The sequence below is a fragment of the Sporanaerobacter sp. genome, assembly GCF_047830725.1.
Taxonomy (GTDB): Bacteria; Bacillota; Clostridia; order Tissierellales; family Sporanaerobacteraceae; genus Sporanaerobacter.
The window spans coordinates 854,123-878,124 of record NZ_CP181252.1 but is presented as its reverse complement, the minus strand read 5'-3'; the positions used below and the strand labels follow the sequence as shown (position 1 = coordinate 878,124).

The following is a 24,002-nucleotide window of genomic DNA, read 5'->3' as shown; positions in this document are numbered from 1 at the left end:
TTTATACTATATTATTTTTTTCATCTACAAAAACAATAGTAGGACTAAAGTTTTCAGCCTCATTTTCATCAATTATGCAATAAGACATGATGATAATTTTATCTTTTGGCTGGACAAGCCTTGCAGCAGCACCATTTAAGCAAATATCCCCTTTCCCAAAAGGGCCCTTGATTACATAGGTTTCAAATCGTTCTCCATTATTTATATTGACTATTTGAACTTTTTCATTTTCAAATATATTTGCTTTTTTCATTATTTTTTCATCTATAGTTATACTACCTACATAATCTAGATTTGCATCAGTTACAGTTGCTCTGTGAATTTTTGATTTCAACATAGTTATTTGCATATTTACCTCCTACAATTCCACAACTATATTATCTATAAGGCGAGTATTTCCAGTCTTTACTGCAATGGCAATGAGTACCTTACCTTTTATTTCTGAAACTGGATTTAATGTTTTTGCATCTACAAATTCAATATAATCAATAGTATTGTTTTTTCCTGATAGTATTGTTTTTTCCATTTCATCTTTTATTTTAGATATATTTTTTTCACCATTTTCAATTAAGTTTTTTGCTAATTTTAATGACTTGTTTAAGAACAATGCATCATTTCTTTCTTCTGAACTTAAGTAGGTATTTCTTGAACTAATGGCCAATCCATCAGTTTCTCTAACTATAGGACAAGCTATTATTTCTACATCCATATTTAAATCTTCTACCATTTTTTTCACTATTACTAGTTGTTGAGCATCTTTTTGTCCAAAGTAGGCCCTATCAGGTTTAACGATATTAAACAATTTAGTTAAAACAGTTGCAACTCCTCTAAAGTGAGTTGGCCTAGATTTTCCACAGAGTCCTTTTCCCAATTCTTCTACTTGTACAAAGGTAAGAAAAGAATCAGGATACATCTCATCAACTTGAGGCAAGAATACTATATCGCAACCATTTTCTTCGCATTTTTGAAGGTCTTTTTCTTCATCTCTAGGATATTTTTCGAAATCTTCATTAGGGCCAAATTGTGTTGGATTGACAAAGATGCTTGTCACAACTATATCATTTTCTTCTCTAGCTTTTTTTATAAGACTTATATGACCTTCATGAAGATATCCCATTGTAGGTACAAAACCTATAGAAATATTTTCTTTTTTTACCTTTTTCATTTCTTCTATTGAATTTATCACTTTCATCTTTGTCGCCCCCTACTTATTTAATTCATCTAATATTTTTTCATCTATTTTAAAACTGTGTTTTTCTTCTGGGAAAGAACCTTTTTTTACATCAGTTATATAATTATTAATTGCTTCATTTATATCTTTTTTTAGATTTTTATATTGTTTAACAAATTTAGGTGTGAAGTCAGAGTACATCCCCAACATATCATTTACAACTAATATTTGACCATCACAGTATTTGCCTGCACCTATTCCAATAGTAGGTATTGATACTGTTTCTGTGATTAGCTTTGCAATTTTTTCAGGAATGCATTCTAAAACTATTGCAAAGGCACCTGCTTCTTCTAAATACTTAGCATCATCAATTAGTTTTTGAATTTGATTTATAGTTTTTCCTTGTACTTTAAATCCTCCAAACATATTTATAGATTGAGGGGTTAAGCCGATATGGCCCATCACAGGTATTTGTGCTTTTATTATTGCTTCTACTTTATCTAGTATTTCATATCCACCTTCCAATTTAACGGCATGAGCATTTCCTTCTTTAATCAATCGGCCGGCATTTTTTATACTTTCTTCTATACTTATGTGGTAGGATAGAAAGGGCATATCTGCAACGATTAAAGCGTTTTTAGCACCTCTACTCACTGCTTTTGTATGATGAATCATATCATCTATAGTTACAGCCAAAGTGTTTTCATATCCCAATGTTACCATTCCTAAAGAGTCTCCAACCAATATACCATCTATTCCTGCTTCATCAACTAATTTTGCCATAGAATAGTCATATGAAGTCACCATTGATAATTTTTCATTATTATTTTTGGCATCTTTAAATGTCGCTACAGTTTTTTTCATTGCAATCACCTCTTAATATTTTATTTAACTTATAGATAGTATCATCTGATAAGTTTTTCCTACTCTTTGCAATTTCTAATGCTATTATCCCCAAATTTTCATATATTTCCCTGTATTCATCAAGACCATATAGGTGTTTTTCAACAGTTTGTATATCTCCTCGTACTATTGGACCTGTCAAAGCACTATCAATTCCACTTTCTCTTATATTATTTAATGTGCTTTCCATTAGAGGATATATCCCATCTACACATTGGCTCTTATTTAGTCCACATTTAATGAGCAAATTTTCTGCAATTTTGGCTAAAGAAACTATATAGTTAGAAACAAATACTGCAGCTATATGATATAGTGGTTTATTTTCTTCTTCAATTTCAAAATAATGTATATTAGCTTTTTGAAGAAGTGGTTCTATTTTTTCAATATTTTCACCTTCTATTGAGAAAATGGTGTTTTCTAAATTTGATGAATTTTTCCCTGCGAAAGAATACAATGGGTGAAGAGAATAGCAATATGCACTTTTATCTTTACAACCTGTAAATACACTAGAAGATAGACAACCACTCATATGAAATATGAATTTGCCTTCTAAATCATATTTAAGCATTTTATTCCATATACCGCTGATTGCATCATCTGGTGTTGTTATAAAGATATAATCAGATTTTTTAATTAGTTCGTCAAAATCAAGAGGTGAGCTTCTAGTTAGATTTGCGGCATAAAAAGATGAAGATCTACTTGAGCTATAATAGCCAACAATAGGTAAACCTTGCTGTTTGAGGTAGTGTCCGAAGGAACAGCCAACCTTTCCGGCACCTATAAAACCTATATTCATTTTTTTCACTCCTCGTATTATAGTCCCATTCCAAAAGGATATGAGCCATATAAATAGTAACATAAAAAGATAAATTAAATCAATAAAAAAGATTTCATGAAGGAAAATCACTTGTTTTATAGAATATAGAAACAAAAGAATATTGGGAGGCGAAAAAGATGAAGGCTTTGCTAGTTGTTGATATGCTAAATGATTTTATTTACGAAAATGGAGTATTGTATACAGGAAAGGCAGGGGAGGAAATAGTTGATTTTATTAGAGAAAAAATAGTAAGTTTTAGAGAGGAAAAAGATTCAGTGATTTTTATCTGTGACAATCACGAAATTGATGACAAAGAATTTGATATGTTTCCACCTCATTGTCTAGCTAATACTGAAGGGAGCAAAATTATAAAGGAGCTTGAAGTAAAGAAAGAAGATAAAATAATAAAAAAGAGAAGATATAGTGCATTTTTTGGAACGGATTTAGATCTTTATTTAAGGGAAAAAGGAATAGATGAATTGTATGTAGTTGGAGTTTGTACAAATATATGCATATTATATACTTGTGCAGATGCTCGAAATTTAGGATATAAGGTCAATATATATAAAGATGGAGTTGCTAGTTTTGATTTAGATGCTCACAATTTTGCATTGAGAGAAGCAGAAAAAACATTGGGATGTAAAATATTGACATGTACAAAAGGAGTGTGTTAATTGATTAGGGAAGAGATGACACCAAAAGAGAGAATGGAGGCTTTTTCTAAAGGTGAGGAAATTGATCGAGTGATTTGTATCCCGGATATGGGGGTCACAATGGTACCTTTTATTGGGGCAAAGGCTAGTGATTATTATCATTCGGCAGAGCTTATGGCGGAATTAGAAATAGCTTTGTTTAGGAGACTTCGCCATGATAGTGTGGGAATATCTACTAGTCTTAGAGGGGTTGCTGAGGCTATGGGTTCTAAGGTGGGCTATCCTGATTACGGCATCTCTTATTTGATAGAGCCTGTTGTAAAATCTGTAGATGAAATAGAATCACTTAAACTTCCTGATCCAAAAAAGGATGGGATTTTACCAATTTTAATTGAAGCTATAAGGTTAACTAGGGATGCACTTGAAGATGAAGTAGATGTCAGTGCTTCTATGTCTGGTCCATTTAGTGTAGCAGCTTCTGTAGTGGGAACAGAAAATTTGATGAGATGGATGATTAAATATCCCAAAAAGATTCATACTCTAATGGATATAGTGGCAGAAGCTAACAATAGGTATATAGAGGAAGTGGCTAAACTAGGTGTATCTATTGGCTTTGCTGATCCGGTATCATCCACTAGTCTTATAAGCCCTAAACAATTTAGAGAGTTTTCTCTACCTGCACTTCAAAAGAATGTAGATAAGATAAAAGAGAAAACAGGCAGTGCTCCTAGCATACATATATGTGGAAAGAGTAAGGAGATTTGGGAGGATGTTGTCAATACCGGAATTTCCAATTTCAGTATAGACAATGTAGAGGATTTGGAAGAGGCTAAGGAGATAATGGGAGATAGAGTAGTGATAACAGGCAATGTGCCTCCAGTTGATGTAATGCATTTAGGAACTAAAGAAGATATTTTCAAATCAGTTAAAGAATGCATTCGAAAAGGTCATGATTCTAAAAAAGGCTATATTTTAAGTACAGGTTGTCAAATCCCAATGCATACGCCAATAGAGAATATAGAAATGTTCATGGAAGCAGGTAAACTCTACGGAACATATCCAATAAGTTTATAATATACTTGAGACGGACTAAATCTAAAGGAGATAATAAATTATGAAAAAGTCTATAAAATTATACAATTTGATATTCCCAATATGGTTTTTATTATTTTTTCCGCCAGTAGTATTTATAACACTTGTTGGCAATTATATTATTGATTCGTTGGTAATATTAATTTGTTTTTCTGCGTTCAAATTAGTAAATTTAGGATTTGATCTAAAATCCTATTACAAGCAAAGTATAATGAAAGTTTGGGGATTTGGGTTTTTAGCAGATATTATTGGAGCTTTAATATTATTTGTATTGGGAATATTGGGAAATAGTTTAGGTTTGTCTTATGAATTGATATCAGCTATTTGCTATGATCCTTTTAGTGAGGTGCTAGCAGTTATAACAATATTAGCATCAGTAGTAGTATCAGCTATATTTATATTTTTATTTAATTACAAATACTCTTTTAAAAATGTAATTGAAGATCAGGCTTTAAGATTTAAAATAGCACTTACTCTTGCAATTGTTACAGCACCTTGGACATTCTTGTTGCCAACAAAATGGTTTTTTTAAGGAGAGATAATATGGATTTATTTAGTATTCAAAAATCAGCACAAGAAGTTGCAGAGGCTATTTCTGCTGTTCTAAACGTAGATGTAACTATTGTAGATGCAAATTTAAATAGAGTAGCAGCCACAGGGGAGTATAAAAAATTAATAGGCAAAAAAATCCCTAAAAATTGCTCTTTTGAATCAATTGCAAAGAAGAAGAAACCAGAGTTTATAGACAATCCAAATATAAGCCAAAAATGTATTGGATGTAGTTTGAGAGGTAGCTGTGCAGAAATGGCAACTATTGGTTATCCTATAATGGACAGTGGAGAACTACTTGGTTTAATAGGACTTATAGCTTTCAATATGGAACAAAAGAAGACACTACAAAAGGATTACGATTCACTTATAGTATTTTTAAATAAATTGGGCGATCTATTAGCTGGAAATCTAAAATATACAAAGACTATAACTGAACTTACCATACAAACTCAAGAAACCAAGATGATAATAGATGGATTAGGCAATGGAATTATATGTACTGACAATAAAGGTAAAATAAAATTTGTCAATTCCAAGGCTGAAGATTATCTAAAGATAAATGCTGGTACTCTAGTCAATAAATCTATATTTGAGATAATTCCAGATTTAAAATTAGATTTAAAAAAACCAAGTCCTGTTGAAGTCAAATTGACTGTGAACAACAAAAGAAAAAGCTTCATCATAAAGACAATCCCAGTCATGATAGAAGATAGAAATGTAAGTAATATAATTGAAATTCACAAGACCTCACATATGATAAGAAATGCATACAAGCTCATAGAAGGGCAAAATAATATTACATTTGAGCATATAATAGGCAATAGTCCCAAAATAATGGAAGTAAAAGATATAGCTAAAAAAGTTGCACCAAGTAAGTCTAGTGTACTACTTAGGGGGGAAAGTGGAACTGGAAAAGAATTGTTTGCAAGAGCAATTCACAATTCAAGCGATAGAGCAAATTGTCCTTTTGTGGCTATAAATTGTGCTTCAATACCGGATAATCTATTAGAAAGTGAACTATTTGGATATGAAGGAGGAGCATTTACAGGAGCTAGAAAAGAAGGACAAATGGGGAAATTTGAATTGGCCAACGGAGGCACTTTGTTTTTAGACGAAATAGGAGATTTACCTATACATTTGCAACCTAAACTCTTGAGGGTTCTTCAGGAAGAAGCTTTTATGAGAGTTGGAGGAAAAGAATTGATTCCTGTTGATTTTAGACTTGTAGCTGCCACTAACAGAGATTTAGAAGAGATGGTATTGAATGGAGAATTTAGAGAAGATTTATATTATAGATTGAATGTGATACCTATTCATATACCTCCTTTGAGAGAAAGAATAGAAGATATAGAAATATTGAGTGAATATGAACTTGAAAAATATTGCGATAAATTAGGCATAAATTCAAAATATTTTTCCAAAGAAGTAAAAGAAACTTTCAATAAATACAATTGGCCTGGAAATGTAAGAGAATTAGAAAATGCAGTTGAATATTTAGTAAATGTAGTTAAAGGTGAAGAAATAAATTTTGAAAACTTACCTTATACTATTAAGAAGTATTTTTTAGACAATAAAGATAAGACAAATAAAAGCGGCAAATTAAAAGATATAATAGATGATTATGAAAAGGAAATTTTAAAATCTTATTTAAAAACTTATGGAGATACTACTGAAGATAAGGAAAAGATTGCTTCAATATTGGGAATAAATTTATCTACACTATATAGGAAATTGTCTAAATATAATTTGCAATAATGCAAATTCATTTGCAAAAATGAGAAAAATATAAAACTTTTCGAAATGGGTTTCAAAAAAGGCTTCCTTGATTGTTAAAATGCTTTCAACGGAAGCCTTTTTTTATAAAAAATTTGCATTTATAAGAAATTTTTTTGCTGTAAAAAGGTGAAGAAGAGTTAAATGCCCATTTATACCTTGGTATATTTCTTGCATTATTATATGACAAATAATTTATTTAAGAAGGTGTTAAAGTGGAAAACAGGTATATGAAAGATTTGATAAATATGGTCAAACAAGATGCAGTTCCTGCATTGGGATGTACTGAGCCTGTAGCTGTCGCCTATGCAGCAGCAGCTTCAAGAGATTATATAACGGGAACTATAGATAATATATATATAAAGGTGAGCAAAAATATATATAAAAATGGTAAGTCTGTCATAATTCCAAATACAGATGAATGGGGACTGGATTTAGCTGGAGCATTGGGAATTTTAGGTGGAGATAAGAAAGATGGTCTCATGGTTTTAAGAAAAATAGATGAAGGGACTATTGAAATAGCTCATGAAATGTTAAAAAAAGAAAAGGTAAAGGTAGATTATGTAGAAAATGTTCCAGATGTATTTGTAAATGTTCTAGTCAATACTTCCAAAGAAGAAATAGAAGTAGTATTAAAGAATTGTCATACCCATATTGAAACAATCAGGGTTAATGGGAAAACTGTATTTGAAGATAAAACTGATATTGAAGACAAGGCATCATCAGAATTTTTGAAGGAATTGAGTTTTGTTGAGATTAGACAAATATGTGAAACTATACCTTTAGATGAGCTTGAGTTTATTGAAGATGGAATTGAAATGAATAGAAATGCTGCTGAAAAAGGATTGGGATATGAGAATGGAATGAAAATAGGTAAGACCCTTAAAAAACTCCAAGATGAGGGGAAAATATGTAGGGATGCTCCAACTCAAGCAAGAATTTTGACAGCTGCTTCTGCTGATATGAGAATGGGTGGGGGAGATTGCCCTATAATGACTAGTGGGGGCAGTGGAAATCAAGGACTTGGAGTAGTACTTCCTATTTCAGTAGTGGCAGAAGAAAAAGGATTTGAAAAGGAAAGAGAAATAAGAGCTGTGTTTTTGGCCCATGTAATAAATAAATATGTAAAAGTATATACGGGAAAATTGTCAGCTATGTGTGGCTGTGCTATTGCAGCTGGAATTGGTGCTAGTGCAGGGATTACTTGGCTTTTAGGTGGAGATGATGCCCAAATTCAAGGTGCATGTCAAAATATGTTATCTAATTTAACTGGAATGATATGTGATGGAGCCAAAGAAACTTGTGCATTAAAATTATCCACTTCTGCAGGAGAAGCTGTTATAGCGGCTTATTTAGCTATGGAGAATATTGTTGTACGTTCAAATACTGGAATCATTGGCTCTACCATAGAGGATACCATAAAAAATTTAGGTATCTTATGTAGAGATGGACTAGCTGCTACAGATTCAGTCATTATAGATATAATGAGGTGATGCGACAGCGGGGACGGTTCTCACTGTCGCAAAAGAGAAGATAAATAAGTCAGGAGGCTGTTCATGATAAATGAACATGAACAGCCTCCTGACTTATTTTATTTTTAATCCTTAGCATTGATTGGTGAATTAATAGATTATATCTATTAATTTTTTAATAATATAGATAAACTCAATTTAACATATTATAAACCGGATGTTATACTATTGAAGGTTTTAAAAATAAAAATTATTAGATAGGTACAAGGAGGTATTGGAGTGAAAAGTTATATTGGGAAACGTATTGCTACTGGAATTTTGACTATAATATTTTCCTTTTGCATAACTTTTTTTATTATTAGATATGCTCCTGGTAATCCTATGAAGGTTCTTGCGGGAACAGATAACCCCAATCCAGAGCTTATAGAACATCTAACAATTAAGTATGGGTTGGACAAGCCGATTCCAGTTCAATTTGTTAATTATGTAAAAAACATATTGAAAGGGGACCTTGGCCATTCATATATGAGCAATGAGCCTGTAACAAAGTTAATTAAGGAAAAGGTATTTCCTACAATTTTGCTTACTCTCACATCCTCAATATTGGCAGTTGTAGTTGGAACTTTTCTTGGAGTTTATGCTGCAAGAAAGGTAGGTACAATATTTGATAGAGTCATGTGTGGCCTTTCTTATTTTATAGATGCTACTCCTGGATTTTGGTTAGGATTGATTTTTATCCTCATATTTTCATCTACTCTTAAGATTTTGCCAACATCTGGGATGTATGATTTAAGGATAGAAAATCAGGGATTTGCACATGTTTTGGATGTTATAAAGCATATGATATTGCCTGTGTCTACCCTTACTATAATTCAGATTCCATTATATTTTAGAATATCAAGATCTTCAGTTTTGCAGACTATGTCAGAGGATTTTATTATGACTTTAAGGGCTACGGGAATGAGGGAAAGTCAAATATTTAACAAATATGTGTTAAGAAATGCCATAATTCCAACTATCACAATGTTTAGTTTATCTTTAGCATTTACAATTAGTGGAGTGGCACTTATTGAAATTGTCTTTGCATGGCCTGGTATGGGAAGACTTATAATGGATGCCATAATGAAAAGAGACTATCCATTGTTAACAGGAATATATTTAACAATATCCATATCTATTTGTATAGTTATGATAATTACTGATATTGTGTATGCATTAGTAGATCCAAGGATTAGACTTGAATAAGGAGTTGTTTATATATGATAGAGAGTTTCCAACAGATACTTAAAACAATTAATTCTATTAAGGAACTTAAAGTTGGAATAATTCTTCTTATGATATTGATTGGGATAGCAATTTTTGCACCGCTAATTGCTACTCATGATCCATATGTTTTAAATGACGAGATGATTGCAAAACCTTCATCTAAATACATATTTGGAACGGATGGTCTTGGGAGAGATGTCTTTAGTATGGTTGTTTATGGTTCTAGGACATCTCTCAAAATAGGAATAATAGCTGCAGCCATATCTTCGGTTATAGGAACACTAATAGGTGGAGTTGCAGGTTATATTGGAGGAAAAGTAGATAAAGTAATTTCAGAGATAATAAACATGTTTTTGATGTTGCCAACCTTCTTTTTAATACTAATAGTTGTTGCAATTTATGGTAGTAGTTTAACAAATATAATTATTGTCATAGGAATAACTAGTTGGACAGGTACAGCAAGACTTATGCGTGCTCAGGCAATATCTTTAAGGGAGAGGACATTTATAAAAAGTGCAAAGACGATAGGGGAAAGTGAAATGGGAATATTATTTAGACATATCATCCCTAATGGCATTTTTCCCATAATAGCAGATTCTACTATGTCTGTTTCCTCAGCTATATTGTCTGAAGCAGGTCTATCCTTTATAGGATTGGGGGATCCAAATGTTGTAAGTTGGGGGCAGATAATTGCACATGGAAAAGGATATCTTCTTCGTGGTTGGTGGATATGTACATTTTCAGGACTTGCAATTGTATTTACAGTAATCTCCTTTTATCTTATTGGAGAGGGAATGAATCATATACTAAGCCCTAAATTAAACAAAATAAAATAGGGAGAAGATAAAATGTCAATACTTGAAATAAAAAACTTGAATGTTGAATATAGAGTTGAGGGAAAGAATATTAAAGCAGTAAAAGATGTTTCACTAGATATAGGGGTTCAGGATTCTATTGGAATAGTAGGTGAATCTGGTTCAGGAAAATCAACTCTTGCCATGGCAATTCTCCAACTCCTTCCATCAAAGATTACTAAAGTTACAGGTGAGATTATATTTGATGGAGTTGATTTATTAAAAATTAGTGAAGACGAGTTGAGAAAAATAAGATGGAAAGATATTGCCGTTGTTTTTCAAAAATCTATGAATTCTTTAAGTCCAGTACATAAAGTAGGATTTCAAATGAGTGATATATACAAGGTACATAAGCCAAAAGCAACTGATAGAGAGGTAAAGGAAAGAATATTAGAATTATTTGATTTAGTAAATCTTTCAGAGAGAGTATATGATTTATATCCACATGAGTTGTCTGGTGGAATGATGCAAAGAGTTAGCATAGCACTAAGCTTAATTTATTTTCCTAGATTACTTATATTAGATGAAGCTACAACAGCTCTTGATGTGGTAACTCAAGGACAAATACTTAATGAAATAATGAACCTTGAAGAAAAATTACATTTAACGAGGATAATGATTACACATGATGTGTCGGTAGTATCCTCAACTTGTAAGAAAGTTGCTGTAATGTATGCAGGTTGTCTTCTTGAATCTGGATATGTTAGAGATGTCCTTACAAAACCAAAACATCCTTATACTGAAGGACTTTTAAATTCTTATCCATCTCTTAAAGGAGAAAGAAAGAACTTAAGGGGAATTCCAGGGACTCTTCCTGATCTTAGTATTTCACATAGGGGTTGTATATTTGCCGATAGATGTAAAAAAGCCACTGAAATATGTTTTAAAAAGGAACCTAAGATGCTAGAGTTTGACAACAACTGGAATGTAGCATGTCATTTGGTTGGAGGTGTAGATTGTGACTAATCTTATGAGGGTAGACAATTTAACTAAATGGTATGTTGAAAAAAAGAAAAAACAGACTATAAAAGCTGTTGATGGAGTTAGTTTCACTCTTGAAAAAGGAAAAATTTTAGGCATAATAGGTGAGTCAGGATGTGGTAAATCTACCCTTGGAAGATTATTAGTGGCACTTGAAAATCCAACAGATGGTAGTATTGAATTTGAAGGTGAAATAATTAATCATATAGTGAAAAAAGAGCCTCTGAGATTCAGAAGAAATTGTCAAATGATTTTTCAAAACCCTTTTGATACTTTTGACCCTAGAAATGACATTCAAAAAATATTAACTAATGCTTTGAAGATACATAATATAGGGAATTCTAAAGAGGAAAGGGTAGATATTTGCATAAAGGCTATGGAAGATGCAGGAATAAAGCCAGCAAAGGATTATCTCAATAGATATCCTCATGAACTTTCTGGAGGACAACTTCAAAGAATATCCATAATTAGATCTATGCTTTTAAAGCCTAAGCTAATTATTGCTGATGAACCTGTATCGATGCTAGATGTGTCTGTTCGTGCAGATATTTTAAATTTACTTTTGAATATGACAAAAGAGAAAGATACATCAATGATTTTTATAAGTCATGATATTGCAACTACTAGGTATATATCGGATATGATTGCAGTAATGTATTTGGGAAGAATAGTTGAAATGGGAATGACAGATGATATTATACAAAATCCTAAGCATCCATATACAAAGGTGCTGATTTCAAATTGTGCTTCTATAGATCCATTTGAAAAAATCAATGTGATTAAAATAAAAGGAGAGCCTCCTACGCCTATAGAGACTGGGCCAGGTTGTTATTTTGCTCCAAGATGTTACAAAGCATGTGAAGCATGTAAAGAATCATATCCTCCTATGATTGAGGTAGAGGATGGACATTACGCAAGTTGCTTTTATTTAGGGTAGTAAATAGAGGAAATTTAGAATCCTCTAGATATAATAAATAATACAAATGGAGGGAAATCAAATGAAAAGGAAATTGTCAATGTTTCTTGTTATAGTCTTATGTTTGGGACTATTTACAGGGTGTAGTAACAAAAATGAAGGCCAAGAAGTTGATAAAACTTCAGAAGTTTCAAATGAACCTAAAGTAGGAGGAACATTAATTACAAGTCTTTCTCGTGAACCACAAACTTACAATCCTTGTGCTCAAGCTGATGATGGAGCATATAAGGTAATCCAAAATGTTTTCAATAAGCTTGTAAAGATTAATGGTGATGATAAGGTAATCCCAGATATTGCTAAGGATTGGGAGTATTCAGAAGATGGAAAAACTTTGACATTTCATCTTCAAGAAAATGTTAAATGGCATGATGGTGAAAAATTTAGTTCAGAAGATGTAAAATGGACTTTTGACACGATATTGGAGGAAAAGGGATTTGCTTCATCATCTCTTTCAGATATAGAAGAAATTGTATGTCCTGATGAAAACACAGTACAATTCAAACTAAAAGCACCAAATGCTGGTTTACTTGGTTATCTTGCATGGTTTGGTACATATATAATGCCAAAACATATATATGAAGGTACTGATTGGCTTGAAAATCCAGCAAATCAAAATCCTATAGGTACTGGCCCTTTTAAATTTGTAGAACACAAAAAAGGTGAAAGTGTAACTATTGAAAGAAATGATGATTATTGGGGAGATAAGGCATATTTGGACAAGGTTATATTCTCAATAATTCCAGATGAAGATACTGCATTTCAAGCATTTTTAAATGGAGAAATTGATGAAACTGGAAGTATTCCAAATAGTGAAGCTGACAGATTTGATAATGATCCTGATTATGTTGTAAAAGAGAAAATTTGGCCTAATAAAGGATATCTACTTTTCAACTATAATAAAGGTAAATTTGCAGATAAAAAGGTAAGACAAGCAGTAGCTTATGGTATTGATAGAGATGAAATATTCACTAAAGCTTTAAAGGGTGTAGGACAGAAGGCAGAATATTTTATATCACCAGTTTATGATTGGGCATTGAATGAAAATGCTAAGCTTCCTGAGAGAGATATTGAAAAAGCTAAATCTTTATTAGAAGAAGCAGGATATAAAGCAGACGAAAATGGAATATACTTCTCTACAACAATAGATACTTTCCCTGGATTTGAAGATGTAGTAGAAGTAGTCCAAGCAAATTTTAAAGAATTTGGTATAGATTTAAAGGTTAATGCAATGGATGATGCAGCTTATGACGAAAAAGTTTGGTTTGGTCATGATTTTGAAATGACAATATTAGGTGGCTACCAAGGGCCTGATATATCAGCTATAGGAAGCCGTATTGGTACTGATGGTGGAATGAATTTAGGTGAATACAGTAATCCTAGAGTAGATGAACTTTTAGCAGAAGGTTTGGTATTGACAACAGAGGAAGAAAGAGCACCTAAATATAAGGAAATACAAGAAATACTTGCTGAAGATCTTCCAATGGTATTTTTTAATGAGAAAGGTGCAAAGATAATAGTTAAATCTTATGTAAAAGGTCATCCTGGAACAGAAGCATGTGAAAAAGCATCAGAATCAGAATTTACCTATGTTTGGTTAGATAAATAGATTTTAACATTACTTCCCTTAATGCTCACGTTTATATTTATAAATGTGAGCATTTTTATGTGAGATGGCAAGGGTGGCAAACAAAACGTCCCCTTGCCATGTTATTGTATCGTTCCCTAAATTTCTGCATAGTCAAAAATATTCCACGGATATTCATCATAAGGTAGAGAAATATATGTAGAATTTGTTTTTTTAGTAGGGTGGTCAAAGCTTATCTTATGAGACCATAGTGCAATTTGTGTCCAACCTCTTTTTTTCACAAAAGTTTTATTGTATTTGTTGTCGCCCCATATGGGAAATCCACTGTTTGAAAGTTGAACTCTTATTTGATGGTGTCGTCCTGTTTTTAAAACAATTTTAAGTAGACTTAAGGGACCATACTCTTCAGTATCTTTTGTTTCCAATACCATATATTGAAGTATGGCTTCCTTTGCTCCAATAGTATCCTTATCAACTACCTTGCTCATATTTATAGTTCGAAGTTTTTTTAAATAGTCCACTAATTCTCCTTCAGGGTTTTCAGGTTTACCACATACTATTGCAAGATATTCCTTTTCTAATTTTCTTTGAGAAACTTGTGTTGAAAGATTTGAATTGGCTTTTTTATTTTTTGCATATACCATGACTCCACCAACAGGTCTATCCAATCTATGCACAAGCCCAAGATAAGGTCTATTTAAAATAGTCATAAGGCTTTCATCCGAAGTTTTATCACTTTGGCAAGGAACTTTAGGTGGCTTTTCTACTACCAATATATCTTTGTCTTCAAAAATAAATTTTACTTCCATTTGGCACCTCCAAAAAATTATAGAACAATTATAATAGTATATCCAAAAAAAATCAAATTTTTGCGACAGCAGGGACGGTTCTCACTGTCGCAAAAATATTTTGTTGATGCTGTGGAGGAACATGAAAAAGAAGGTTTTACTAGAGAAGAAGCCATAGATATGGCAATTAAACAAATGGGTGATCCTCTTGAAGTAGGAAGGGAACTAAATAAGGTACATAAGTCAAAACCAGAGTGGAGTATATTGGCATTGAGGAGCTATTGCCATAGCCTTTTTATATTTCTATAATTACAGAAGACTTAAGTTACTTTCTAAATATATATACTTGGCAACAACAATTTTACTTTTGCTCGATATAATAATAATTAGGTCAGGTGCCGATATATCATATATAGCTCCGCAGGTATGTTTTCTGATGATGAATGGAAAAAAAGAAAAGGTATTGTAAATTTAGGAGTATTCGTATTACCTATGGCAGTCTTTCTTTTAAGAAGTTCTTGGTCATCCTTAGTTTCAGCAGTTATGTATTTTGTTGTGGCATTGGTTATAGCCACAATGTCAGGAATAAATATTAAGTATATTTTAGGAGTAGTTGTTTTAACAATATCAATTGGATTGTATAGCGTTTTTAGTGTAGATTATAGAACCTACAGAGTACTTGCCTTTTTAAATCCAGCAAAAGATGCTGGAGGTGCTGGATATATGAATATTCAATTAAGAAAACTTCTCGCATCTGCAGGGTTGTTTGGAAATGGATTTGATACCAATACGAATTTAATACTTACATTGCCAGAAATGCACACGAACCTGATATTTTCATATATTGTATACACATTAGGGTGGATGGTAGGAGCAATTCTAATATCACTAATAATAATATTTTTCATAAGATTGATAAAAACATTTAAGAGTATTAAAAACTCATATGGTAGATTGATTGTTGGAAGTTTCGCTTCTATATTTATAGTTAGTTTTCATACAATATACTTATGATTTTAGGCTTAGTACCCATTCATAAGCTATGGCACAACATTAAATATTGCTAATATGGCTATGATAGGTATCATATCAAGTATATATAGAAGAAAAGATGTATTAGAATAGCAGTAGACAATGCGGTATCGGGGATTTTGCGACAGCGAGAACCGTCCCCGCTGTCGCAAAATGTGGGGTGAGATATGTGGCAAGGCAAAAAGTGAAATTTCTTTTTACAATTATATTTATTGTTGTCATTGTTGTTATTTACAATTTTATATCTAGTCAAGCCACTGTATATGATACAAATTTTAAAAACTTAGAAATACATAAAAATAAAATAACTCTTTATGATGAAAGTGGAGAAAAAATTGATACATACACTCTAAAAGAAAGCATCAAAGCGTATTCTATAGGTGACATAGATGGAGATGATATAGAAGAGCTAGTACTGTTGATAGGTGGAAGATTTAGCAAATATGGCAAGGAGGTAGTTATCTTTTCATTGGAAGGGAAGATAGTTGAAATATACAGGGAAGATTTTTCAAAACTAAATCCGTGGAAAATTGCATTAGGAGATATAGATGGAGATGGGAGGTGTGAAATATCTGTAGGGGTATATAAAAAAACGCCCTTTCATCAGGTAATGGCTAAAAGACCATTTATATATTCTTATGAGGACAATGCACTCAGACCAAAATGGAGAGGTTCAAGATTGTCTAAACCTTTTACAGATTATGATTTTTGTGACATAGATGGAGACGGAATAGATGAAATTTTAGCTATTGAAGTACTTGAAAATAAAGAAAAAGTGGTAAATACTTATAAATGGGGAGGTTTTGGATTTCAAGGATTTTTCCAAAGTCACAGCTTTAGAGATATAAGACGATTAGAGGTTGTAGATGGTTTGGCTTATGTAGAAATCAAAGATAAGGAGGGGTGGTATCTAGGAAAGGTAAAAATAGAAGAAAATAATATAAAAGTGGAGAGGTGAATAAATTGAAAAAAACTTTATTTTTTGTTGTTTCTTTGATTTTGATATTAGCTATCATAATGACTGGATGTACAAATAAAAATGAGGGAATTGCAGACAAGGCCACTAGAAAAGATATTTCAGTTCCATATGAACCAATAAAATATGAGACAAAAGTAAAACCATATAAAGTAGATTCTCAATTGGCAAATGTCGAAAACGTAAATAAGTTTGGAGAATTTTCAAAAGAACAAATAAAGCTTTTGGAGAAGAACAATTTTGTAGTTAATCCTACCAAAGAAGAACAATTATTTTACATCTATGAAGACAATGAATATAAAGATATACCTTCATTTATTACTACAGATTCAGTATTGCAAGTTTATCACATATTTTATGACTATACTTTGAGAACTGTAGAAGATCAAAAGCTTATAGCATTACTTGAAGAGCTGACAGACAATATGCTTGAAGATTCAATTTCTATTTACAAGAGAATTAAAGATAAGGAAATGAAAGATGTACAATTGAAAAACATCGCATATTTTTCTATTGCAGAACTTTGCTTTGAGAAAGAAATACCAGATAAAGTACCTAAAGAAGCAAAGGATTTAGCAATGGCTGAATTTGAAAAAATAAAAGAACATGCAGGATATCAAAACTCTAGTTTATTCCCCTATGAACTAGACTATAGTCAATATGTACCGAGAGGGCATTATACTAGAAGTGAGGATTTTGAAAGATATTTCAAGGCTATGATGTGGTATGGTCAGGCCCCATTTCCTCTATATTCCAAGGGCAAAGAAAGAAATATTGATGGAACTCTTCAAGCTTTGCTGATGACATATAGTTTGTATTCAAATGAAGAGAGTTATAAAATGTGGGAGCAAATATATGAGCCAACAAATTTCTTTGTTGGAAGTTCAGATGATTTAGGTATCTATGAATACGGAGATTTGCTATTTAAGGTATATGGGGAAAATCCAAATTTAGATAAATTAAATGACAAGAAAAAATTAGATGAATTCTACAAGGGAGCAGACAAACTTCCAGAGCCAAAGATAAGCCCTAAATATACTTCTGTGACTACTCCAGCTGGGAAACAGTTTAGATTTATGGGGCAAAGATATGTTTTGGATGCTGAAATCCTTCAAGAACTAGTAGAGCCAATTGTACGACCTATACCATCTGGACTTGATGTGATGGGGGTACTAGGTTCTGACAGAGCAAAAGAAATTCAAATGCAAAAGGCAGAAAATCAAAGCTGGGATGAATATCCAAAGATGTTTGAAAAAATGAAAAATAAATTTGGAAAACTAGAAGAAAGTGAATGGAAATCTAATATGTATCAAGGATGGTTGTGGACTTTGAAAGGATTGCTTAAACCTTATGGAGAGGGGTATCCTTCTTTTATGACCAATGAAGCTTGGGTTGATAAAAACTTGAATACAGCCCTTGGAAGTTGGTCAGAACTTAAACATGATACAATATTGTATGGAAAGCAAAGTGCAGCAGAATGTGGTGATGGATATGGGGAATCTTTGGGATATGTAGAACCCAATATAGAGGTATATGAAAAACTATTGTGGCTTACTAAATATTCGAGGGAAAATTTGAAACAGAGAGATTTGCTGGTAGAAAATATAGATAATAAGATGGAAAATTTCGAAGAACTTCTCGAATTTTTGATTAGATGTTCTGTAAAAGAGCTCAAAAACGAAGAACTAACGGAAGAAGAATATTATGAGATAGTTGTATATGGAGGGACGTTAGAATATTTAACTAGCTCATTTGCTGGAGAAGGAATGCGTTGGTTTGAAATAACATCAGAGACAGATAAGAATATGGCAGTTATAGCGGATTTTCATACTGTTGCTCCAAACAAGTATAGTGGAGGTGGATACATGGAAGCAGGAGTTGGTCCTGCATATGAGATATATGTTGTAGTGCCAATAAAAGATAAACTATATTTGACAAGAGGAGCAGTATTTAGCTACCATGAGTTTATATCAAATGAGAGACTTACTGATGAAAAATGGCAAAAGCTAATAAAAGAGAACAACAAGCCAGATATGCCTGGATGGACAAATTCATTCATAAGGGCTGGCAAGGGAGAAATACCTTTTCCAAATGAATACTAATGTAAAATATAAATAGAGGGGCTAGCTACCTGCAACTGTATATACCTCTAATTTTTTGTCAAAGATATAGATAAATAAAAAATTGGGGGTATTGTAATGAATAAAATTGATTACAGAGAAAGGGCAAGGAAAATAATAGAGTTATCAGAAGCTTTTTCACAAAAGCTCATGGGCAAAGTAAAAGTTCAAAAAAGCTCTAATTTGAGTTGTGAAGAGGAGGAATTATTAGATAGTTTGAGAAATGCTTTCAATGAGTGGAAAAGTAAAGAAATATATTTTCAATTTGTGTCTGAACCAGATTTGGTGGATTTAGCTATATATGAAATAGAGGCTTCTAAGATAAAATATACTTATTTTTTGAAAAAAGCTAGAGAAAAAGGTCTATCATTAAAATGAATATTTACGGAACTAGTCCCTTATTATATAATAGATTAAATTTTAATAGGGGTGATAATATGAATTTTGAAGTAATACTTGCTTATGCCTTTGGACTATTGATTTTATATATAATTGGGATGCTTTTAGTTGTTCCATTAAAATGGATTGGAAAGCTCATCATAAATGGAATATTGGGCGGAGTTGCACTATTTTTAATAAATATTATAGGGAATTTTGTAGGTTTTTCTATAGCTATAAATCCTATAAATGCAATTATAACGGGGATATTGGGGCTGCCGGGGGTAGCATTGATCTTAATTTTACAGAAAATTTTGTGAAAGTATTCATTTCAAATTTGCAAATATTTTAGTTTTTTGGTATAACTATATTAATACAATGAAATTTATGAAAGGAGTAATGGGATATGGCAGATGCTAAATTAAAAGCAGAAATAAGACAGGAAATAGGTAAAAATCATGTAAAACATTTAAGAGATAACAATTTTATACCTGCAGTAATATATGGGAGAAGTGAAGAAACAAAGAATATCAAAGTTGATGAAAGAGATTTTCACAAGATGATTAAAGCTCATGGTTCATCAGCTTTAATAGATTTAGAGATTGAGGGAGAAAAAGTTCCAGCTATAATCAAGGAAATGCAAAATGACCCAGTGAAAGGAAATTTAATCCATATAGATTTTCAAAAACTTCGTATGGACGAGAAGGTAAAGATGACATTACCAATCACTATTGTAGGAAGGGAAAAGGTAGATACTCCATCAACTATATTGGTTCAACAGCTTGATGAAATTGAAATAGAATGTTTGCCAAAAGATATTCCTCAAGCAGTAGTAGCAGATGTTTCAAATATAGATTTAAATACACCATTCTTTGTTGAAGATTTAGAAATCTACAAGAACAAAGATATAACTATTTTCAGAGACCCAAAAGATGCAATAGCAATACTTACTGAGCCAACAAGGCAACAAGAGAGTGAAGAAGACACAGAAGAAACCCCAGAAGTTGAAGTGATAGGAGAAAAAGAAGATACAGAAGAATAAATTGTATTTTTATGTGGAAATAAACATTAGCATTTGATATAATGTAGAAAAGTAGGAATAATTGTTGGTGGTGGGATAAAAATGAAATATGTTATTTCTGCATTTCTGCTAATGTGCTTTATTACTTTTGTATTTTATGCTCTTGGTGATGTGATGGATGATTGTAAATATTCAAAGGAAAAGAAAAAGAGTAGAGGTTCCACAGGAATACGAGCAAACAATATGTATTATAAAGTTAAATGATGACTAAAAATACCCTTGAATTTTCAAGGGTATTTTTATGACCAAGATTTTTAATGTTTCTGTTGGAAGCTTTTTTTATTTCGAAATAGTTTGATATTTTTATATATTTTGCTTAAAATAGAGTTAAAGGGGGCAAGAAAAATGAATGAAATTGTTGAAAGAAAAGAAAAATCTTTTTTTAAAATTTTTTTATCTATTATAGCAATTGCAATTCTTATAGATTTTGTAATATTTTTGGCGAATAAATACACAGCTAAATATCCTTATGTAACAAATATAATTGTAATATTTATGGTAACGCTTGCATGCAGCGGAATTCTTATAAAATATTTTTCAAAATATAGCTACACGTTGGAAGATGATGAATTGATATTTCATAGGCTTATTGGGAAAAGAAATTTTAAAATGCTCAGTATAAAATTAGATGAACTTTCCTCTATAAAGCCTTATAGTGGGAATGAAAAATATAATTTCAATTATAAATTTGTATTTGACAAATCTTTTGAAAATTGTCATGTAGGAAGATATCATAGAAAAGGAAAGGAATATCTTTTCCTTTTTAGGCCTAGCCAAAGCTTTGTAAGTGAAGTAAATAGAAAAATAAGTACAAATTAGCTTTCCATTGACAGGCACTATTTTCATAAATATGAATAATATATATTATAGTGGCAATAATTATGGGAAATAGGATTAAGGGGATGGTTTTTTGTACTGTACGGTTTGTAGGGAAAACAAAAAAGAGGGGATTAAGTTTTTAAATGCACATATTTGCAAAGATTGTTTAAACTCTATTACAAAAACGAGAGTAGAAGATAAGGAATATGAATACTATATGCATACTATTAGAAATATACTTAAAGAGTGCCAGATAGACTACTGACACTTTTTAATTTTTTGGTATAATAATCATATCTAGTTATTTGAAAGGAGTAGAAAATGGATACACCTATATTTGATGGACTAAAGAAGTATGTAGAAGAAAACAATATATCTTTTCATACTCCAGGTCACAAAGGGAGAAATACCCTCATAAATTGGAGTCAATATATTCCTTGGATAGATTTGACGGAAGTAGAAGGTCTTGACAATTTGCAAGATCCTAATGGAATTATTTTAGAGAGTCAAAAATTAGCCTCTAATACTTTTAAATCAAAACAAACATTCTACTCCGTAAATGGGACTACTGGAAGTATATACATAGCTCTTGGGGCTATAACTAGTCCAGGAGATAAAGTTCTCATTCAAAGAAATTCTCATAAAGCTATTTACAATGGTATCATTTTAAATAGACTTGTACCTAGATATATTTATCCTAATTATAATAAAAAAAATAAAATTGTTACAGGAATAAATCCTCATGATGTAGAAACTATATTGAAGAGAGATAAGGATATAAAGGCAGTGGTCATTACTTATCCATCCTACTATGGAGTATGTAGTCCGATAGAGAGCATAGCTGAAATAGTGCATAAATACAATAGGATATTGTTGGTAGATGAAGCTCATGGTAGTCATTTGATGTTTTCAGAAAAGCTTCCAAAGTCCTCTATAGAAGCAGGAGCTGATATTGTAGTTCAAAGTACTCACAAGACTTTGCCTAGTTTCACTCAAACTTCTATGATTCATGTGGTTTCTGATAGAGTGGATATAGAAAAGCTTAAAGATATGTTAAATCTATATCAAACAACCAGCCCTTCCTATATGTTTATGGCTTCATTAGATATAGCTAGAGCCTATATGGAAGGGGAAGGGACTTCTAAACTAAGGAAGCATATAGAAAGTTTAGAAAAAGTTATTATGGATTTAAAAGGAATAGACAGGGTATCTATATTTACAGGAGATAAAGAAGATTTTACTATAGAAGATTTTGACATGACTAAAGTACTTGTAAATATAAAGGGGATGAGAGGAACTACATTAGAAAAGATATTGAGGAATAAATATCATATACAGCTTGAAATGTCTGATTACTACTATGGATTGCTTTTGACTACACTTATGAATACTAAGAAAGATTTGGATTTATTCAAAGAGGCCATAGAGGATATGATTAAATCAGAACCATATGAGGATATACGACAAATTGATTTTGGCATGATTGAGCCAACTATTGAAATTCCCATAGGAGAAGCTTTTTATAGAGAAAAGGAAGTTTCCGAATTTAAAGAGGCCATAGGAAAAATTTCAGCTGATTATATCATACCTTATCCTCCAGGGATTCCTATAGTGGTTCCAGGAGAAGTCATAACCTATGAAATATATCAAGAGATACTTAATTTAAGCGAAAATGGTGTGGAAATAATTGGGCCACTAGATTATAATAGAGGAAAGATTAAGCTTGTTAAATGAGAAGGGATTGAACGATAATGAGTGGAATATTTATAACATTGGAAGGGCCAGATGGTTCAGGGAAAAGTACTATAACAGAGTTTATTGTGGAATATCTTAAAGATTTAAACATAGATTTTATTGTGACAAGAGAACCAGGAGGAACAAGTATAGGAGAAGATATTAGAAATATAATATTAGATAAAAAAAATATAAATATGTCTCCACGAACAGAAGCACTTTTATATGCAGCCTCCAGAAGTCAACATGTATATGAAAAAATAAGGCCTGCACTGGAAGAGGGAAAAGTAGTTCTTTCTGAGAGATTTGTACTTTCAAGTTTGGTATATCAAGGGATAGGTAGAGGACTTGGAGTTCTTGATGTGAAAGCTATAAATGACTTTGCTATAGAAGGAGTAAATCCAGATTTAACATTGTTTTTCGATATAGATCCAGTTAAGGCTTTGAGTAGGAAAACAGGAGAAAATAGTGGGGATAGATTGGAAATGGAAGGAGTAAATTTTCACAGGGAAGTATATAATGGATATCTCAAACTTATTTCTATGTATCCAGAAAATATAAAAGTAATAGATGCTTCTAAATCTATAGAGGAGACTTTTGAGGAAGTAAAGAATGAATTAGATAAAATACTTAAAAAAGGAGGCCTAGTAAAATGAAACTTATAATTGCTATTGTTCAAGATCAAGATGCTCCAAGTCTTGTAGAGGAGTTGACAGAAAATGAATTTAGAGTGACAAAATTAGCTAGTACAGGAGGATTTTTAAAATCAGGCAATACAACTCTTTTGATGGGGGTTGAAAATGAAAGTGTGGAGAAAGTATTGGATATTATAGAACATACTTGCAAGACCAGAGAAATAACTACATCTCTTTTGTCTGTAACTATGCCAGGAGATACCTATATTCCATATCCACTGGATGTAAAAGTTGGTGGAGCTACAATATTCATTTTGGATGTAGAAAAATATATAAGATTATAG

At 31.8% G+C, this 24,002-nt stretch carries 28 protein-coding genes; 23 read left to right on the top strand and 5 right to left on the bottom strand.

All coding sequences use genetic code 11. The features are described 5' to 3' along the window. Nucleotide 1: 1 nt before the first annotated feature. The 4 genes from panD to ACFWUA_RS04230 are packed head-to-tail and all read right to left on the bottom strand — an operon-like array spanning nt 2 to nt 2,933. Complete coding sequence (gene panD, locus ACFWUA_RS04245; RefSeq protein WP_416198920.1) at nt 2-349, bottom strand: aspartate 1-decarboxylase; 348 nt, start codon at nt 347-349, stop codon at nt 2-4. A 9-nt stretch (nt 350-358) separates the two neighbouring features. Beyond that, on the bottom strand, nt 359-1,192 hold the full coding sequence (gene panC / locus ACFWUA_RS04240; protein ID WP_416198919.1) for a pantoate--beta-alanine ligase: 834 nt from the start codon (nt 1,190-1,192) through the stop codon (nt 359-361). 12 nt (nt 1,193-1,204) lie between these two features. Then, a complete protein-coding gene (gene panB / locus ACFWUA_RS04235) occupies nt 1,205-2,035 on the bottom strand; it encodes a 3-methyl-2-oxobutanoate hydroxymethyltransferase (RefSeq protein WP_416198918.1) in 831 nt (276 codons plus the stop codon). Further along, nucleotides 2,010-2,933 (bottom strand): Rossmann-like and DUF2520 domain-containing protein, encoded by a 924-nt coding sequence (locus tag ACFWUA_RS04230; RefSeq protein WP_416198917.1) that lies wholly within the window; start codon nt 2,931-2,933, stop codon nt 2,010-2,012. Before ACFWUA_RS04230 ends, panB begins: the two co-directional genes overlap by 26 nt. A gap of 95 nt (nt 2,934-3,028) precedes the next feature. On the opposite strand from ACFWUA_RS04230, the gene ACFWUA_RS04225 reads away from it, so the two are divergent. From ACFWUA_RS04225 to ACFWUA_RS04180, 10 genes are all read left to right on the top strand, one after another. Further along, nucleotides 3,029-3,565, top strand: coding sequence for a cysteine hydrolase family protein (locus ACFWUA_RS04225; protein WP_416198916.1), 537 nt, complete (start codon nt 3,029-3,031; stop codon nt 3,563-3,565). Continuing rightward, a complete protein-coding gene (locus tag ACFWUA_RS04220) occupies nt 3,566-4,618 on the top strand; it encodes a uroporphyrinogen decarboxylase family protein (RefSeq protein ID WP_416198915.1) in 1,053 nt (350 codons plus the stop codon). A gap of 40 nt (nt 4,619-4,658) precedes the next feature. Beyond that, on the top strand, nt 4,659-5,168 hold the full coding sequence (locus ACFWUA_RS04215) for a hypothetical protein (RefSeq protein ID WP_416198914.1): 510 nt from the start codon (nt 4,659-4,661) through the stop codon (nt 5,166-5,168). 11 nt (nt 5,169-5,179) lie between these two features. Next, nucleotides 5,180-6,943, top strand: a complete 1,764-nt coding sequence (locus tag ACFWUA_RS04210; protein WP_416198913.1) for a sigma-54 interaction domain-containing protein — start codon at nt 5,180-5,182, stop codon at nt 6,941-6,943. Nucleotides 6,944-7,176: 233 nt separating this feature from the next. Beyond that, entirely contained in the window at nt 7,177-8,454 is a 1,278-nt protein-coding gene (locus ACFWUA_RS04205; RefSeq protein ID WP_416198912.1) for a serine dehydratase subunit alpha family protein, read from the top strand. Between the two features lie 258 nt (nt 8,455-8,712). Beyond that, nucleotides 8,713-9,678, top strand: a complete 966-nt coding sequence (locus tag ACFWUA_RS04200) for an ABC transporter permease (RefSeq protein WP_416198911.1) — start codon at nt 8,713-8,715, stop codon at nt 9,676-9,678. Nucleotides 9,679-9,692: 14 nt separating this feature from the next. Continuing rightward, nucleotides 9,693-10,535, top strand: coding sequence for an ABC transporter permease (locus tag ACFWUA_RS04195; protein WP_416198910.1), 843 nt, complete (start codon nt 9,693-9,695; stop codon nt 10,533-10,535). A 12-nt stretch (nt 10,536-10,547) separates the two neighbouring features. Continuing rightward, nucleotides 10,548-11,519, top strand: a complete 972-nt coding sequence (locus ACFWUA_RS04190; RefSeq protein WP_416198909.1) for an ABC transporter ATP-binding protein — start codon at nt 10,548-10,550, stop codon at nt 11,517-11,519. Further along, entirely contained in the window at nt 11,512-12,471 is a 960-nt protein-coding gene (locus tag ACFWUA_RS04185) for an oligopeptide/dipeptide ABC transporter ATP-binding protein (RefSeq protein ID WP_416198908.1), read from the top strand. Before ACFWUA_RS04190 ends, ACFWUA_RS04185 begins: the two co-directional genes overlap by 8 nt. A 61-nt stretch (nt 12,472-12,532) precedes the next feature. After that, nucleotides 12,533-14,116: an ABC transporter substrate-binding protein gene (locus tag ACFWUA_RS04180; protein WP_416198907.1), complete on the top strand. Its 1,584-nt coding sequence runs from the start codon at nt 12,533-12,535 to the stop codon at nt 14,114-14,116. Nucleotides 14,117-14,232: 116 nt separating this feature from the next. Here the strand turns inward: ACFWUA_RS04180 and ACFWUA_RS04175 are convergent, their stop codons facing one another. Beyond that, nucleotides 14,233-14,904 (bottom strand): RluA family pseudouridine synthase, encoded by a 672-nt coding sequence (locus tag ACFWUA_RS04175; protein WP_416198906.1) that lies wholly within the window; start codon nt 14,902-14,904, stop codon nt 14,233-14,235. A 111-nt stretch (nt 14,905-15,015) separates the two neighbouring features. On the opposite strand from ACFWUA_RS04175, the gene ACFWUA_RS04170 reads away from it, so the two are divergent. From ACFWUA_RS04170 to ACFWUA_RS04110, 13 genes are all read left to right on the top strand, one after another. Continuing rightward, nucleotides 15,016-15,192, top strand: coding sequence for a permease prefix domain 1-containing protein (locus tag ACFWUA_RS04170; protein WP_416198905.1), 177 nt, complete (start codon nt 15,016-15,018; stop codon nt 15,190-15,192). A 117-nt stretch (nt 15,193-15,309) separates the two neighbouring features. Then, nucleotides 15,310-15,897, top strand: coding sequence for an FtsW/RodA/SpoVE family cell cycle protein (locus ACFWUA_RS04165; protein WP_416198904.1), 588 nt, complete (start codon nt 15,310-15,312; stop codon nt 15,895-15,897). Nucleotides 15,898-16,084: 187 nt separating this feature from the next. Further along, nucleotides 16,085-16,873 carry a hypothetical protein gene (locus tag ACFWUA_RS04160; protein ID WP_416198903.1) on the top strand — a complete coding sequence of 263 codons (789 nt, stop codon included), beginning with the start codon at nt 16,085-16,087 and terminating at the stop codon, nt 16,871-16,873. Between the two features lie 5 nt (nt 16,874-16,878). Further along, nucleotides 16,879-18,993, top strand: coding sequence for a DUF3160 domain-containing protein (locus tag ACFWUA_RS04155; RefSeq protein ID WP_416198902.1), 2,115 nt, complete (start codon nt 16,879-16,881; stop codon nt 18,991-18,993). Between the two features lie 96 nt (nt 18,994-19,089). Then, a complete protein-coding gene (locus ACFWUA_RS04150; protein ID WP_416198901.1) occupies nt 19,090-19,389 on the top strand; it encodes a DUF2508 family protein in 300 nt (99 codons plus the stop codon). A 59-nt stretch (nt 19,390-19,448) separates the two neighbouring features. After that, the gene (locus tag ACFWUA_RS04145) at nt 19,449-19,709 is read left to right on the top strand and encodes a pro-sigmaK processing inhibitor BofA family protein (protein WP_416198900.1); all 261 of its coding nucleotides are present in this window, start codon (nt 19,449-19,451) and stop codon (nt 19,707-19,709) included. An 86-nt stretch (nt 19,710-19,795) separates the two neighbouring features. Beyond that, nucleotides 19,796-20,431, top strand: a complete 636-nt coding sequence (locus tag ACFWUA_RS04140; RefSeq protein WP_416198899.1) for a 50S ribosomal protein L25 — start codon at nt 19,796-19,798, stop codon at nt 20,429-20,431. Nucleotides 20,432-20,512: 81 nt separating this feature from the next. Continuing rightward, nucleotides 20,513-20,674, top strand: coding sequence for a hypothetical protein (locus tag ACFWUA_RS04135; protein ID WP_158281596.1), 162 nt, complete (start codon nt 20,513-20,515; stop codon nt 20,672-20,674). Between the two features lie 141 nt (nt 20,675-20,815). Continuing rightward, a complete protein-coding gene (locus ACFWUA_RS04130; protein WP_416198898.1) occupies nt 20,816-21,289 on the top strand; it encodes a hypothetical protein in 474 nt (157 codons plus the stop codon). A gap of 91 nt (nt 21,290-21,380) precedes the next feature. Next, nucleotides 21,381-21,554: a sigma factor G inhibitor Gin gene (locus tag ACFWUA_RS04125; protein ID WP_416198897.1), complete on the top strand. Its 174-nt coding sequence runs from the start codon at nt 21,381-21,383 to the stop codon at nt 21,552-21,554. Nucleotides 21,555-21,610: 56 nt separating this feature from the next. Next, nucleotides 21,611-23,023, top strand: coding sequence for an aminotransferase class I/II-fold pyridoxal phosphate-dependent enzyme (locus ACFWUA_RS04120; protein WP_416198896.1), 1,413 nt, complete (start codon nt 21,611-21,613; stop codon nt 23,021-23,023). A gap of 17 nt (nt 23,024-23,040) precedes the next feature. Further along, the gene (gene tmk, locus ACFWUA_RS04115; RefSeq protein ID WP_416198895.1) at nt 23,041-23,679 is read left to right on the top strand and encodes a dTMP kinase; all 639 of its coding nucleotides are present in this window, start codon (nt 23,041-23,043) and stop codon (nt 23,677-23,679) included. Continuing rightward, nucleotides 23,676-24,002 (top strand): cyclic-di-AMP receptor, encoded by a 327-nt coding sequence (locus ACFWUA_RS04110; protein ID WP_416198894.1) that lies wholly within the window; start codon nt 23,676-23,678, stop codon nt 24,000-24,002. Before tmk ends, ACFWUA_RS04110 begins: the two co-directional genes overlap by 4 nt.

Excerpts from the sequence above, each read along its gene's own strand:
- panD (WP_416198920.1), bottom strand. The coding sequence starts at position 349 with ATGCAAATAACTATGTTGAAATCAAAAATTCACAGAGCAACTGTAACT.
- panC (WP_416198919.1), bottom strand. The coding sequence starts at position 1,192 with ATGAAAGTGATAAATTCAATAGAAGAAATGAAAAAGGTAAAAAAAGAA.
- panB (WP_416198918.1), bottom strand. The coding sequence starts at position 2,035 with ATGAAAAAAACTGTAGCGACATTTAAAGATGCCAAAAATAATAATGAA.
- ACFWUA_RS04230 (WP_416198917.1), bottom strand. The coding sequence starts at position 2,933 with ATGTTACTATTTATATGGCTCATATCCTTTTGGAATGGGACTATAATA.
- ACFWUA_RS04225 (WP_416198916.1), top strand. The coding sequence starts at position 3,029 with ATGAAGGCTTTGCTAGTTGTTGATATGCTAAATGATTTTATTTACGAA.
- ACFWUA_RS04215 (WP_416198914.1), top strand. The coding sequence starts at position 4,659 with ATGAAAAAGTCTATAAAATTATACAATTTGATATTCCCAATATGGTTT.
- ACFWUA_RS04210 (WP_416198913.1), top strand. The coding sequence starts at position 5,180 with ATGGATTTATTTAGTATTCAAAAATCAGCACAAGAAGTTGCAGAGGCT.
- ACFWUA_RS04195 (WP_416198910.1), top strand. The coding sequence starts at position 9,693 with ATGATAGAGAGTTTCCAACAGATACTTAAAACAATTAATTCTATTAAG.
- ACFWUA_RS04190 (WP_416198909.1), top strand. The coding sequence starts at position 10,548 with ATGTCAATACTTGAAATAAAAAACTTGAATGTTGAATATAGAGTTGAG.
- ACFWUA_RS04180 (WP_416198907.1), top strand. The coding sequence starts at position 12,533 with ATGAAAAGGAAATTGTCAATGTTTCTTGTTATAGTCTTATGTTTGGGA.
- ACFWUA_RS04175 (WP_416198906.1), bottom strand. The coding sequence starts at position 14,904 with ATGGAAGTAAAATTTATTTTTGAAGACAAAGATATATTGGTAGTAGAA.
- ACFWUA_RS04165 (WP_416198904.1), top strand. The coding sequence starts at position 15,310 with ATGTTTTCTGATGATGAATGGAAAAAAAGAAAAGGTATTGTAAATTTA.
- ACFWUA_RS04150 (WP_416198901.1), top strand. The coding sequence starts at position 19,090 with ATGAATAAAATTGATTACAGAGAAAGGGCAAGGAAAATAATAGAGTTA.
- ACFWUA_RS04145 (WP_416198900.1), top strand. The coding sequence starts at position 19,449 with ATGAATTTTGAAGTAATACTTGCTTATGCCTTTGGACTATTGATTTTA.
- ACFWUA_RS04140 (WP_416198899.1), top strand. The coding sequence starts at position 19,796 with ATGGCAGATGCTAAATTAAAAGCAGAAATAAGACAGGAAATAGGTAAA.
- ACFWUA_RS04135 (WP_158281596.1), top strand. The coding sequence starts at position 20,513 with ATGAAATATGTTATTTCTGCATTTCTGCTAATGTGCTTTATTACTTTT.
- ACFWUA_RS04130 (WP_416198898.1), top strand. The coding sequence starts at position 20,816 with ATGAATGAAATTGTTGAAAGAAAAGAAAAATCTTTTTTTAAAATTTTT.
- ACFWUA_RS04120 (WP_416198896.1), top strand. The coding sequence starts at position 21,611 with ATGGATACACCTATATTTGATGGACTAAAGAAGTATGTAGAAGAAAAC.
- tmk (WP_416198895.1), top strand. The coding sequence starts at position 23,041 with ATGAGTGGAATATTTATAACATTGGAAGGGCCAGATGGTTCAGGGAAA.
- ACFWUA_RS04110 (WP_416198894.1), top strand. The coding sequence starts at position 23,676 with ATGAAACTTATAATTGCTATTGTTCAAGATCAAGATGCTCCAAGTCTT.